Origin of the sequence: Pseudomonas sp. FW300-N2F2, from assembly GCF_017351655.1 — a bacterium.
Classification (GTDB): Bacteria; Pseudomonadota; Gammaproteobacteria; order Pseudomonadales; family Pseudomonadaceae; genus Aquipseudomonas; species Aquipseudomonas fluorescens_AA.
In genome coordinates this window covers 782,339-794,961 of record NZ_JACNDQ010000002.1, presented here as the reverse complement: position 1 = coordinate 794,961, position 12,623 = coordinate 782,339, and the positions used below count along the sequence as shown (strand labels likewise).

At 63.4% G+C, this 12,623-nt stretch carries 16 protein-coding genes; 9 read left to right on the top strand and 7 right to left on the bottom strand.

The window, feature by feature from the left end; genetic code table 11:
• Positions 1 to 20 precede the first annotated feature (20 nt).
• A complete protein-coding gene (ggt, locus tag J4E63_RS18255) occupies positions 21 to 1,748 on the bottom strand; it encodes a gamma-glutamyltransferase (RefSeq protein WP_207282868.1) in 1,728 nt (575 codons plus the stop codon).
• A gap of 163 nt (positions 1,749 to 1,911) precedes the next feature.
• Here ggt and J4E63_RS18250 point away from each other — a divergent pair, with 163 nt between their 5' ends.
• Complete coding sequence (locus J4E63_RS18250; protein ID WP_207282867.1) at positions 1,912 to 2,340, top strand: GNAT family N-acetyltransferase; 429 nt, start codon at positions 1,912 to 1,914, stop codon at positions 2,338 to 2,340.
• Positions 2,341 to 2,375: 35 nt separating this feature from the next.
• Here J4E63_RS18250 and J4E63_RS18245 read toward each other — a convergent pair whose 3' ends face one another.
• The gene (locus tag J4E63_RS18245; protein ID WP_060741574.1) at positions 2,376 to 2,726 is read right to left on the bottom strand and encodes a hypothetical protein; all 351 of its coding nucleotides are present in this window, start codon (positions 2,724 to 2,726) and stop codon (positions 2,376 to 2,378) included.
• A 139-nt stretch (positions 2,727 to 2,865) separates the two neighbouring features.
• Between J4E63_RS18245 and J4E63_RS18240 the strand changes: the two genes are divergently transcribed.
• From J4E63_RS18240 to J4E63_RS18205, 8 genes are all read left to right on the top strand, one after another.
• On the top strand, positions 2,866 to 3,126 hold the full coding sequence (locus J4E63_RS18240; RefSeq protein ID WP_072406776.1) for a hypothetical protein: 261 nt from the start codon (positions 2,866 to 2,868) through the stop codon (positions 3,124 to 3,126).
• A 2-nt stretch (positions 3,127 to 3,128) separates the two neighbouring features.
• Positions 3,129 to 3,464, top strand: coding sequence for a DUF6388 family protein (locus J4E63_RS18235; RefSeq protein ID WP_207282866.1), 336 nt, complete (start codon positions 3,129 to 3,131; stop codon positions 3,462 to 3,464).
• A 230-nt stretch (positions 3,465 to 3,694) separates the two neighbouring features.
• Entirely contained in the window at positions 3,695 to 4,087 is a 393-nt protein-coding gene (gene tusD, locus J4E63_RS18230; protein ID WP_207282865.1) for a sulfurtransferase complex subunit TusD, read from the top strand.
• Complete coding sequence (gene tusC / locus J4E63_RS18225) at positions 4,087 to 4,449, top strand: sulfurtransferase complex subunit TusC (RefSeq protein WP_207282864.1); 363 nt, start codon at positions 4,087 to 4,089, stop codon at positions 4,447 to 4,449. Before tusD ends, tusC begins: the two co-directional genes overlap by 1 nt.
• A complete protein-coding gene (gene tusB / locus J4E63_RS18220; RefSeq protein WP_103311329.1) occupies positions 4,449 to 4,742 on the top strand; it encodes a sulfurtransferase complex subunit TusB in 294 nt (97 codons plus the stop codon). The genes tusC and tusB overlap by 1 nt, the downstream gene beginning before the upstream one ends.
• Positions 4,739 to 5,074: a TusE/DsrC/DsvC family sulfur relay protein gene (locus tag J4E63_RS18215; RefSeq protein ID WP_060741569.1), complete on the top strand. Its 336-nt coding sequence runs from the start codon at positions 4,739 to 4,741 to the stop codon at positions 5,072 to 5,074. The genes tusB and J4E63_RS18215 overlap by 4 nt, the downstream gene beginning before the upstream one ends.
• The gene (locus J4E63_RS18210; protein ID WP_207282863.1) at positions 5,071 to 6,072 is read left to right on the top strand and encodes a glycosyl transferase family protein; all 1,002 of its coding nucleotides are present in this window, start codon (positions 5,071 to 5,073) and stop codon (positions 6,070 to 6,072) included. The genes J4E63_RS18215 and J4E63_RS18210 overlap by 4 nt, the downstream gene beginning before the upstream one ends.
• An 88-nt stretch (positions 6,073 to 6,160) precedes the next feature.
• Complete coding sequence (locus J4E63_RS18205) at positions 6,161 to 7,165, top strand: glutathione S-transferase family protein (protein ID WP_207282862.1); 1,005 nt, start codon at positions 6,161 to 6,163, stop codon at positions 7,163 to 7,165.
• A 239-nt stretch (positions 7,166 to 7,404) separates the two neighbouring features.
• Here the strand turns inward: J4E63_RS18205 and cysG are convergent, their stop codons facing one another.
• The 5 genes from cysG to lolA form a co-directional block, all read right to left on the bottom strand.
• Positions 7,405 to 8,799 carry a siroheme synthase CysG gene (cysG, locus tag J4E63_RS18200; protein WP_207282861.1) on the bottom strand — a complete coding sequence of 465 codons (1,395 nt, stop codon included), beginning with the start codon at positions 8,797 to 8,799 and terminating at the stop codon, positions 7,405 to 7,407.
• Complete coding sequence (serS, locus tag J4E63_RS18195; RefSeq protein WP_207282860.1) at positions 8,800 to 10,080, bottom strand: serine--tRNA ligase; 1,281 nt, start codon at positions 10,078 to 10,080, stop codon at positions 8,800 to 8,802.
• A 15-nt stretch (positions 10,081 to 10,095) separates the two neighbouring features.
• Entirely contained in the window at positions 10,096 to 10,470 is a 375-nt protein-coding gene (gene crcB / locus J4E63_RS18190; RefSeq protein ID WP_018608522.1) for a fluoride efflux transporter CrcB, read from the bottom strand.
• A complete protein-coding gene (locus J4E63_RS18185) occupies positions 10,467 to 11,792 on the bottom strand; it encodes a replication-associated recombination protein A (protein ID WP_207282859.1) in 1,326 nt (441 codons plus the stop codon). Before J4E63_RS18185 ends, crcB begins: the two co-directional genes overlap by 4 nt.
• Positions 11,793 to 11,960: 168 nt before the next feature.
• Positions 11,961 to 12,584, bottom strand: a complete 624-nt coding sequence (gene lolA / locus J4E63_RS18180; protein WP_207282858.1) for an outer membrane lipoprotein chaperone LolA — start codon at positions 12,582 to 12,584, stop codon at positions 11,961 to 11,963.
• Positions 12,585 to 12,623 lie beyond the last annotated feature (39 nt).

Genomic DNA, 12,623 nt, shown 5'->3' with positions numbered 1-12,623 from the left:
TGTCGCAGCCGTGCAACTCATCAATAACCCAGCGACAACCCGGTGTTGCGACGGGGGTCGTTGGCGCCATAGAAGCGGTTCTTGCCCACTGGCTTGCCGCCCAATGAGGGCGCGCCGACCAGGATCGCGGCGATGTGGTTGGGGTCCTGCGGGCCGGCAAACTTGTGCCCCCAGCTCTCCAGCAGTTTCTGGGTATCGGGGCTGGCCGCGAACGTCTCCAGGTTGGTTTCCTCCGGCATCCATTGCTGGTGGAAACGCGGCGCATCGACCGCTTCCTGGAGGTTCATGCCGTAGTCGATCACGTTGAGGATGGTCAACAACGTCGCGGTGATGATCCGGCTGCCGCCCGGGGTCCCCACCACCATGACCGTCTTGCCGTCCTTGGTGACGATGGTCGGGCTCATGGATGACAGCGGTGCCTTACCCGGCGCGATGGCGTTGGCCTCGCCCTGCACCAGGCCATACATGTTGGGCACGCCGACCTTGGCGGTGAAGTCGTCCATCTCATCGTTGAGGATCACCCCGGTCTTGCTCGCCATGACGCCCGCGCCGAACCAGTCGTTCAAGGTGTAGGTGACCGAAACGGCGTTGCCCCACTTGTCGACGATGGAGTAATGGGTGGTGTTGCTGCCCTCATGGGGCGCCACCCCGGGCTTGATTTTCTGCGAGTCGCCGGCCTTTTGCGGCTCGATCGCGGCCCGCAGCTTGGCGGCGTAGTTCTTGTCCAGCAAATGGTCGATGGGGTTCTTCACGAAATCCGGGTCACCCAGGTAGCTGTTGCGGTCCACGTAGGCGTGGCGCATGGCTTCGATCTGATAGTGCATGCCCTGGGCCGAATGGAACCCCAACGCCTTCATCGGATAGCCGTCGAGGATATTCATGATCTGGCACAGCACCACCCCGCCGGAACTGGGCGGCGGCGCCGAGATGATGTGGTAGCCACGGTAGTCGCACTCCACCGGGGCGAGCTCGCGGGTCTTGTACTTGTCCAGGTCGGCCTGGGTGATGATGCCTTTGTTGGCCTGGCTGGAGGTGACCAGGGCATCGGCGACCCAGCCCTTGTAGAAACCGTCGGCGCCCTTGGCGGAGATTTCCCGCAGGGTCTTGGCGAGATCTTTTTGCACCAGCTTCTGGCCGACCTGCATGGGCTCGCCGTTGTGCAGGAAGATCGCACCGGAGTCGCGCATGTCCTTCTTGAACACATCGGTAGCGGTTTCCAGCAGATCGACATCACCCTGCTCCAGGGCGAAGCCTTCCTCGGCGAACTTGATGGCCGGGGCGATCAATTCCGCCCGCGGTTTGCTGCCGTACTTGCTCAACGCCAGCTCCATGCCGGACACGGTGCCGGGCACGCCTACCGCCAGGTGGCCGCGGGTGCTGAGTTCGGGCACGACGTTGCCGTCCTTGTCCAGATACATGTTGGCGGTGGCGGCCAGGGGGGCCTTTTCGCGGAAATCCAGGAACGTCTTGCGACCGTCGGCCAATTGCAGGGTCATGAAACCACCCCCGCCCAGGTTGCCCGCCGCCGGATACACCACCGCCAGGGCATAGCCCACCGCCACCGCCGCATCCACGGCATTGCCGCCGTTCTTGAGCACATCGACGCCGACATGGGTCGCCAGGTGCTGGGCAGTGACCACCATGCCGTTCTCGGCCGCCACCGGTGCCTGGGAAGCGGCGTACGCCGATAAACAACCGAGGGTCAGTGACGTCGCGATGAGGGTCCGGGCCAAGGATTCGAACTTCATGAGTCGGTCTCTTCTTGTTTTTTGGGATCGGGATCGCTTCAAAGCATTAGGCAGTATGGCTTGGTTTACGTAATGCGCCTGTTTCCCCGCCGACCGGATGACGTCACGGCAGCCTTTGGGATAGGCTCCTGCGCTTGATCTTGACTGAATAGGGACATCGCCGATGACGCTACGAATCGAACGCACGGACACGCCCACCGACGAAGAACGCCAAGCCATCCTCGCCCCGCTACGCGCCTTCAACACCGCCAAGACCGGTGGAAGTGCACCTGAACTGGTGGCCTGGCTGGTGCGGGACGAACAGGGCGAAATTGTCGGCGGGCTCTACGGCCGAGTGTTTTTTCGCTGGCTGTATATCGAGCTGCTGGTGGTGCCGGAACAGGCCCGGGGCCAGGGCACCGGCTCGACCCTGATGCAGATGGCCGAAGCACTGGCCCGAGAGAAAAACTGCGTGGGCATCTGGTTGGACACCTTCGACTTCCAGGCCCCGGCGTTCTACCGCAGACACGGCTTCACCGAGTGCGGCCTGATCGACGACTACCCGCCGGGCCACCAGCGCTTCTTCTTCCAGAAGCGCCTGGACACTGTTTGAAACGCAGCCCCTGTGGGAGCGTGAGTGCGAGCTGCTTACAAGCAAGTCGCCAACGCCGCCAACCGGCGCTTGGCCACGAAGTCGTCATGCTTGGCGTAATAACTCAACTCGGTGCCCGTCGCACCGGCGTGCAGATCGACGAACGATTCGGCGGAGCGGGTGTAGACCGTAGAGCCACCTTTCTTGCCCGGTTGCAGGTAGGCGCCGGCATCGACACCGAATACCGCTTCGTCCTGCCAGGAAAACTGCACGCACTGGGCCACGACCTGTTCCGGCTTGTCCGAGGTCAGGGTCTTGTAAGGGGCCTGGGTCCGAGCCTCGTTCATCGCCGAACCCGCGCAGCCGACCAGCAAAGTGGCGGCCAGGGCCACCGTCAACATTCGCATTGCGTTCACTCATCGAAAAAAAACGGACTGTAGCACTGCGGCCCGAGCCATCGTGCTGCTTTACTGAAATTTACCCGCGACAGCGAGCACCGATTCACGCAATCTGTCGCGCCATCGCCACCAGCCACGCGGAACACCCATGACCCCCAACGCCGAGTTCTACAAGCCCACCCCGGAATATGCCGACAAACTGATCAGCCAGATCGGCCAGACACCTTCGTGGATCGCCAAGCGAATCGGCGTCACCGACAAGCGGATTCGCTACATCCTCGACGGCGAACGCACCGTCAAGGGCGAAACCACGCCGATCCAGATGACCTACACCGAACAATTCGCCCTTGAATGCCTGGCGGCTGCGGCCAAGGCCAGCAAGAAGCAGTCTGCATCCCCCAAGGAGTGACCATGGCGGCAACCGAACAGCAACACGAACGAGCCCTGGAAAAATTTCTCGATGAGCGCCCCGAACTGCGCCACGAACTGGACCACCTCAACCCGCTGCTGGCCCAGGCCAAGGGCGAGACCGCCGAACAGTACCGTGCCGAGCGCTTGCACGAAGCGTTCGAAGCCGAGGCCGAGCGCCTGGGCCTGTTTGCCTGGGAACTGACTTTGCAACTGACCGCCGCCTCGCCCGAGGACTACCAGGCCCAGCGCCTGGAGGTGCATAAGGAAGTGGCGGAGATGGCGGGGATGGAGTGGGCGGAGTATTGCCAGTTGCATGGCCTGAAGGCCAAGCCCTGACCCCTGTGGCGAGGGAGCTTGCTCCCGCTGGGCTGCGAAGCAGCCCCATTCGTTCACCATGGTTCGCCTCACATTCCCTTGGCAAGTTCTTGGGGCCGCTGCGCGCCCCAACGGGAGCAAGCTCCCTCGCCACAAGGTGAACCTTATCCAGAGGCCTCGCCCTTTCCTGGCAATCGCCCCACCGCCCATAAAGCTTTATCATGGCCGCAGTTTTGCTGATCGGGTCTGTCATGAAGTTCGCCATTGCGCTGTTTTCCGCCGCCCATGCGCCCTCCTCGCGCCGAGCCTTGCTGTTTGCCCAGGCGGCGCTGGCAGGTGGGCATGAGATCGTGCGGCTGTTTTTCTATCAGGACGGCGTCTATAACGCCTGCGCCAGTGTCGTCACGCCCCAGGACGAACAGGACCTGCCCCGACAGTGGCGCGCATTCGTCAGCGACAACCGGCTAGACGGCGTGGTCTGCATCGCGGCGGCGTTGCGTCGTGGCGTGTTGAACGAGGAAGAAGCCCAGCGCTACCAGCGTGCGGCGGCCAGTGTCGAAGCGCCCTGGGCCTTGTCCGGGTTGGGCCAGCTGCACGATGCGATCCAGGACGCCGACCGCTTGATCTGTTTTGGAGGCGCGTAATGGCCAAGTCTTTATTGCTGATCAGCCGCCAGGCCCCCTGGTCCGGCCCCGGCGCCCGTGAAGCCCTGGACATCGTCCTGGCCGGCGGTGCGTTCGACCTGCCCATCGGCCTGCTGTTTCTCGATGACGGCGTGTTCCAGCTCACCGCCGGCCAAAACGCCAAGGCGGTCCAGCAAAAGGACCTGAGCGCCAACCTGCAGGCGTTGCCGATGTTCGGCGTCGAAGACCTGTTCCTCTGCGCCGACAGCGCCGCCGAACGCGGCGTTACCAGCACCGCCCTGGCGTTGGGCGAGGTGAAAGTACTGAGCGCGCCGGACATCGCCGCGCTCATCGACCGTTACGACCAGGTGATCACCCTCTGATGTCGACTTTGCATGTGTTGTCTCATTCGCCCTTCGGCGATAACCGCCTCGCCAGTTGCCTGCGGGTGCTGGGCAATCAGGATGCGCTGCTGCTGTGCGGCGACGCGACGTACGCGTTGCAACCGGGCAGCCCACCGTTCGAACGGCTGCAGGCCGCCGGCGTGAACCTGTTCGTGCTCGCCGAAGACCTCCAGGCCCGCGCCTTGGACACACCAGACTGGGCCGAAGCCATCAACTACTCAGGTTTCGTCGAGCTATCGATCGAGCACGACAAGGTCAACACCTGGCTATGAACACGCTGAACGTGGGCGACCGCGCCATCGCGCTGGACAAGGACGGCTACTTGGCCGACCTGGACGACTGGTCGGCCGAAGTCGCCACCGCCCTGGCCAGCGCCGAGGACATCGAGTTGAGTCCCGAACACTGGGAAATCCTTGAACTGCTTCGCGGTTTCTACGACGAATTCCAGCTCTCCCCCGCGACCCGGCCGCTGATCAAGTACACGGCGCTGAAACTGGGGGCGGACAAAGGCAACAGCCTGCACCTGAACCGATTGTTCAAAGGCACTCCCGCCAAACTCGCCGCCAAGCTGGCGGGCCTGCCCAAACCGACGAATTGCTTATGACCGACTTTCCAGCACTGACCCTTGAGACCCCGGCCGAACACCCGTTCGCCCAGTTCGTGCGCATCCTTGGCAAAGGCAAGCGCGGCGCCCGCAACCTGACCCGCGAAGAAGCCCGTGAGGCCATGGGCATGGTGCTCGATGAAAAGGTCGAGGACACCCAACTGGGCGCCTTCCTGATGCTGCTGCGGCACAAGGAAGAAAGCGCCGAGGAAATGGCCGGATTCACCGAAGCCCTGCGTGAACGCCTGGTGGTCCCGGCGTTGACAGTGGACCTCGACTGGCCGACCTACGCCGGCAAGAAGCGCCATTTGCCGTGGTACCTGCTGGCGGCCAAGTGCCTGGGCCAGAACGGCGTGCGAATTTTCATGCACGGCGGCGGCGCTCACACGGCGGGTCGCCTCTATACCGAACAATTGCTGGGCTTGCTGCAGATCCCGCTGTGCCGGGATTGGCAACAGGTCGGCAGCGCGCTGGACAACGGCGGCCTGGCCTTCATGCCGCTGGTGGACTGGGCGCCGCAAATGCAGCGGATGATCGACCTGCGCAACACCTTGGGCCTGCGCTCGCCGATCCATTCCCTGGCCCGGATTCTCAACCCACTGGCCGCCCGCTGCGGCCTGCAAAGCATCTTCCATCCGGGCTACCAGGCCGTGCATCGCGATGCCAGCGGCCTGCTCGGTGACACCGCCATCGTGATCAAGGGCGACGGCGGCGAAATCGAGATCAACCCGGACGCCGACAGCCACCTGTACGGCACCACCGGCGGCACCAGTTGGGACGAAGAATGGCCGCGCCTGGCCGAGCAGCGCCATGTCAAACCGGAGAGCCTCGACCCCGAGCATTTGAAGGCGATCTGGCGTGGTGACGTCGAGGACAGCTACCCGCAACTGGCGCTGATCGCCACCATGGCACTGGCCTTGCGCGGCCTGGGCCTGGCTCGCGAAGAAGCGTTCGATAAAGCCCGGCAGTATTGGGACGCGCGGGATCGTTCGATTTAACCGATCATTAACGCCCAACCTTTGCGCTTTTAGTTCGAACCTATGGGAATAGACTCGTCTCCAATGATTATTGAGCGAGGATATCCAGATGGGTTTGTTGGTCGAGGGCCGCTGGCAGGACCAGTGGTATGAGAGCAAGGACGGCACCTTCCAGCGCGAACAGGCGCAGCGCCGTCATTGGGTGACCGCCGACGGCAACGCCGGCCCCTCGGGCGAGAGCGGGTTTGCCGCCGAGGCCGGGCGCTACCATCTGTATGTCTCCCTGGCCTGCCCCTGGGCCCACCGCACGCTGATCGTGCGCAAGCTCAAGGGCCTGGAGGCGCTGATCGATGTCTCGGTGGTCAGCTACCTGATGCTGGAAAACGGCTGGACCTTCGACAAGGCCCACGGCTCCACGGGCGACAAACTCGATCATCTGCAATTCCTGCATCAGCGCTACACCGCCGACACGCCGGACTACACCGGCCGCGTCACCGTGCCGGTGCTGTGGGACAAACGCCAGCAGCGCATCGTCAACAACGAATCGGCGGAAATCATCCGCATGTTCAACAGTGCCTTCGATGGTTTGACGGGCAACGACCTGGACCTGTATCCCGAGCACCTGCGCCGCGATATCGATGCCTTGAACGAGCGGATCTACCCAGCGGTCAACAACGGTGTGTATCGCGCCGGGTTCGCCACCACCCAAGCGGCCTACGAAGAAGCGTTCGACGGTTTATTCGCCGAACTGGACCGGCTGGAGGCCTTGCTTGCGAACAAACGCTACTTGGCTGGCGAATACCTGACCGAAGCGGATATCCGCCTGTTCACCACGATCATCCGTTTCGACGCGGTGTATTTCGGTCACTTCAAATGCAATCTGCGGCGCATCGCCGATTATCCGAACCTGTCGAATTGGCTGCGGGAGCTGTACCAGTGGCCGGGCATTGCCGAAACCGTGGACTTCACCCATATCCAGGGCCATTACTACGGCAGCCACAAGACCATCAACCCTAACGGGATCGTGCCCCAGGGGCCGAAGCAGGATTTCACGGTTGCCCATGATCGGGAAAGGTTGAGTGGGAAAGGGATCTGGCGGCAGACTGAGGATTGATCCGGAAAATCCGTTGTAGCTGAGGGCCTCATCGCGAGCAAGCTCAGCTCCCACATTGGATCAGCAGTGCGCCAAAGGCCCCTGTGGGGGCCGAGCTTGCTCGCGATAGCGGTGGGTCAGCAGAGGTCATGTTGAGTGGGCCGCCCGCATCGCGAGCAAGCTCGCTCCCACACTGGATCTTCAGTGCGCCAAAGGTCCCTGTGGGAGCGAGCTTGCTCGCGATCGGGGCAACGCGGTCTCTAGACCTGCCCCTGAGCCCCTTCAAACCAGGCCAGTTTCTCGCGTAACTGCACCACTTCCCCAACGATCACCAGCGTCGGCGCATGCACCTCATGCTCGGCCACCAGCCGTGGCAAGTCCGCCAAAGTGCCGGTAAAGACCCGTTGGTTCGACGTGGTGCCCTGCTGGATCAACGCCGCTGGCGTATCCGCCGCGCGACCGTGCTTGATCAGCTCGTTGCAGATCATCGGCAGGCCGACCAAACCCATGTAGAACACCAGCGTCTGCGCCGGCGAGACCAGGTCGGCCCACGGCAAGTCGCTGGTGCCGTCCTTGAGATGGCCGGTGATGAAACGCACCGATTGGGCGTAGTCGCGATGGGTCAGCGGGATCCCGGCGTAGGCCGCGCAACCACTGGCGGCGGTGATGCCCGGGACGACCTGGAACGGGATGCCATGGGCCGCCAGCTCTTCGATCTCCTCGCCGCCACGGCCGAAGATGAACGGATCGCCGCCCTTCAACCGCACCACGCGCTTGCCCTGGCGAGCCAGGTCGACCAATTGCTGGTTGATCTGGTCCTGGGGTACGGCGTGGTCGGCGCGGCGCTTGCCAACGTAGATGCGCTCGGCGTCGCGTCGGCACAATTCCAGAATCGCCGGCGCCACCAGGCGGTCGTACAGCACCACGTCCGCCTGCTGCATCAAGCGCAAGGCGCGGAAGGTCAGCAGGTCCGGATCTCCCGGCCCGGCCCCCACCAGATAAACCTCGCCCGGCGCGCTCGGCGCCTGGCCGTCGATCTTTTCCCGCAGCAAGCGCTCGGCTTCGCCGCCCTGCCCGGCCAGTTGGCGGTCGGCGATAGGGCCTTGGAACACCTCTTCCCAGAACGCCCGGCGCTGCTGGACATCGGGAAACAGTTGCTTGACCTGATTGCGAAAACGCGCCGCCAGCCCGGCCAACTGCCCATAGGTCGAGGGAATCCAGGTTTCCAGCTTGGCCCGGATCAGCCGCGCCAGCACCGGCGCGTCGCCGCCACTGGACACTGCGATCACCAAGGGCGAGCGGTCGACGATCGCCGGGAAGATCACGCTGCACAAGGCCGGCGCGTCCACCACGTTGACCGGCACGCAACGCTTATGGGCGTCGGCCGAGACCTGGGCATTGAGCGGTTCGTCGTCGGTGGCAGCAATGATCAGCCCGCAACCGTCCAGATCCGACTCAAGGTAACCGCGCTGGACACACTCGCCGCCGCTGCCACTGACCAGTTCCCGCAACTGCGGTTCGATGTCGGGTGCGACCACCCGCAGCAACGCGCCGGCATCGGCCAGCAGGCGGGACTTGCGCAAGGCAATCTCCCCGCCGCCGACCACCAGCACGCGGCTGCCGCGCAGGTTGTGGAACAGTGGCAAATAGTCCATTTAGCCGATGACCTCGATGCCGCCCATGTAGGGTTTCAACACCTCGGGCACACGGATCGAACCGTCGGCCTGCTGGTAGTTCTCCAGCACCGCCACCAGGGTGCGCCCCACCGCCAGGCCGGAGCCATTGAGGGTGTGGACCAGTTCCGGCTTGCCGGTTTCCGGGTTGCGGAAACGCGCCTGCATGCGGCGGGCCTGGAAGTCGCCACAGTTGGAGCACGACGAGATCTCGCGGTACTTGTCCTGGCTCGGAATCCAGACTTCCAGGTCGTAGGTCTTGACCGCGCTGAAGCCCATGTCGCCGGTGCACAGCGCCAGGGTGCGATACGGCAGTTCAAGCAGTTGCAGGACCTTCTCGGCGTTGGCGGTCAGGCTTTCCAGCGCTTCCATGGATTTCGACGGCTCGACAATCTGGACCATCTCGACCTTGTCGAACTGGTGCTGGCGGATCATGCCGCGGGTATCACGGCCCGACGCCCCGGCTTCACTGCGGAAGCACGGCGTGTGGGCAACGAACTTGATCGGCAACTGCTTGGCGTCGACGATTTCGCCGGCCACGATGTTGGTCAGCGACACTTCGGCGGTCGGGATCAGGTACAGGTCGGCCTCGCCGTCGCGGCTGATCTTGAACAGGTCTTCCTCGAACTTCGGCAACTGACCGGTGCCTTGCAGCGCCGGGGCCTGGACCAGGTACGGGGTGTAGGCTTCTTCGTAGCCGTGTTCGGTGACGTGCAGGTTGATCATGAACTGCGCCAGGGCCCGATGCAGGCGCGCGATCGGCCCGCGCAGCAGGGCGAAACGGGCGCCCGACAGCTTGGCGGCGGTTTCGAAGTCGAGCCAGCCGAATTTCTCGCCCAGGGCCACGTGGTCCTGCACCGGGAAATCGAAGGCTGTCGGCGTGCCCCAGCGGCGCACTTCGACGTTGCCGTCTTCGTCTTCCCCGACCGGCACCGATTCGTGAGGCAGGTTCGGGATGCCCAGCAGGATCGAATCCAACTCGGTCTGGATCGCGTCCAGCTCGACCTTGCCCGCGCTCAATTCGCCCGCCATGCGCTCGACATCGGCCATCAGCGGCGCGATGTCTTCGCCACGCTGCTTGGCCTGGCCGATGGACTTGGAGCGCGCGTTACGTTCAGCCTGCAGGGCTTCGGTGCGGGTCTGGACGGTCTTGCGCTGTTCTTCCAGCGCTTCGATGCGCGCGACGTCCAGGGCAAAGCCACGGGAAGCCAGGCGGTCCGCTACGTCCTGGAGGTTGCTACGTAACAGTTTGGAATCGAGCATGTCGGTCTCTCGTTATCAAAGTTTGGTCAAGGACAGGCCAGCCCAAGTGGCGAGCAGCCCGCCGAATACACTGATGGCTGCATAGCCCAGGGCCAGCGGCACCTGCCCGCTTTCCAGCAGGCGCACCGTATCCAGTGAAAAGGATGAAAAAGTCGTCAGGCCGCCGAGAAAGCCAACCATCAGCCCGGCCCGCACCTCGATGGGCACTTCCGGGCGAATCAAAAACAGACCGTATAGAACGCCGATCAGCAGACAGCCCACGATATTAACGGCCAGCGTCGCGGTATAGAAGTGCCGGGGCCAATTTGCGTTGATCCAGTTGCCCGTGGCGAAACGCAGCAGCGTGCCGGCGACACCGCCAGCGGAAACGGCAAGTATCAGGGGGATCAAGGTTTTCTCCGCTGCCGTGGACTCAGGCGATCCAGTTGTGCCAGGTGGTTGAGCTTCTCGCCGATCTTCAGTTCAAGGCCCCGCGGTACTGGCTGGTAGAAGCGCTGGGGTTCGAGTTCATCGGGAAAATAATCTTCGCCGGCGGCGTAGGCGTCCGGCTCGTCATGGGCATAACGGTATTCTTCGCCATAGCCCAGTTGCTTCATGAGCTTGGTCGGCGCGTTGCGCAGGTGCAGTGGCACTTCAAGGGAGCCGTGTTCGGTGGCACTGCGCATCGCCGCCTTGAAGCCCATGTACACGGCGTTGCTCTTCGGCGCACAGGCCAGGTACGTGATGGCCTGGGCCACGGCGAGCTCACCTTCCGGGCTGCCGAGGCGCTCCTGCACATCCCACGCCGCCAGGCACAGGCTCAGGGCCCGGGGGTCGGCATTGCCGATGTCTTCGCTGGCCATGCGCACGACGCGCCGCGCCAGGTACAGCGGATCGCAACCGCCGTCGATCATGCGCGCAAACCAGTACAAGGCCGCGTCGGGGTTGGAACCGCGAATGGATTTGTGCAGCGCCGAAATCTGGTCGTAGAACGCCTCGCCGCCCTTGTCGAAGCGGCGCCGGGTATCGCCCAGCAGACTTTGCAGCAGCTCGACGCCAATCTCGCTGTCGTCTTCGGCCAGGTCCGAGGCGTTTTCCAGCAGGTTGAGCAAGCGCCGGCCATCGCCATCGGCGGCGGAAAACAGGATCTGGAAGCCTTCATCGCTGAGGCTCAAATGCCGCTTGCCCAGGCCGCGCTCCTCGGTCAGCGCCCGATGCACCAGCTTGCGCATCGCCGTCTCGTCGAGGCTCTTGAGCACATAGACCCGCGCCCGCGAGAGCAAAGCGTTGTTGAGTTCGAACGAAGGGTTTTCGGTGGTGGCACCGATGAAGATCAGCGTGCCGTCTTCGACGTAGGGCAGGAATGCGTCCTGCTGGGACTTGTTGAACCGGTGCACTTCGTCGACGAACAGGATCGTGCGCTTGCCGTACTGTCCAGCCTGCTGCTTGGCCACTTCCACCGCCTGGCGGATTTCCTTGACCCCGGCCAGCACCGCCGACACCGTTTCGAAGTGAGCGTCCGAGACTTCCGCCAGCAGCCGCGCCAGGGTGGTCTTGCCCACGCCCGGCGGGCCCCAGAAGATCATCGAGTGCAGAACACCCTGCTCCAAGGCCTCGCGCAGAGGCTTGCCGCGAGCGAGCACATGCTCCTGGCCGACGTACTCATCCAGGTTGGTCGCGCGCAGGCGGGCGGCCAATGGCTGGGCAATCGGGGCGCTTCGAAACAGGTCCATGATTACTACAAAACCTCCGCTGGGTCCTGTTGCCGACTCTATTGAACACTACAGCACCCTGTGGGAGCGAGCTTGCTCGCGATGGCGTCGGATCAGTCGAAATAGATGTGACTGACCCACCGATTTCGCGAGCAAGCTCGCTCCCACATTAGGTTCTGAGATGCCCCCTTATTCCTGGATCACATCGGCACCCTTGGGGATGTCGAACTTGAACTTGGACGCGGCGATCGGCTCGTTGGCCTTGACCCCGGTGAACAGGATATTGGTGCGCTGGCCGACACTGTCGATCAACTGCATGTCGTTGAGCAGGCCGTTGCGGAACGACAGGCGCAGGCTGTCGAACAGGCTGTCCTTGGTCTTGGGCTTGAGGGTGAAGTCAATCACGCCGCCCGCTTCCTTGGCGCTGATGTCGAAGCTCTGGCTGATCTCGGAGATGTCGCCGGAGAGCAGCAACGCCGGTGTCTGGGTCAGGCGCTGGTCGAGGGTCTTGATGGTCACCTGTTCCAGGTCCGGGTCCCACAGGGAGACTTTCTTGCCGTCGGAGACCATCAATTGTTCGGCTGGTGCATCCGTGTGCCAGTAGAACAGGCCCGGGCGCTGCAGGGCCATGTCGCCGGCGGTTTCCTGCAATTGGGTGCCACTGCCATCGAGGGTCAACTGGGAGAAACGTGCAGTCAGGGTCTGGGAGCCGCCCAGCAATTGAGTCAGGCGAGCCACGTCCTTTTCGCCGGCGTGGGCCGACAAGGTAGACAAGGCCAGTACGGGCAACAGCAACATGCGAATCAGGCGCATGGGAGTCCTCATGAAGTCGTGGGGGTTCGAGCGGCGCTT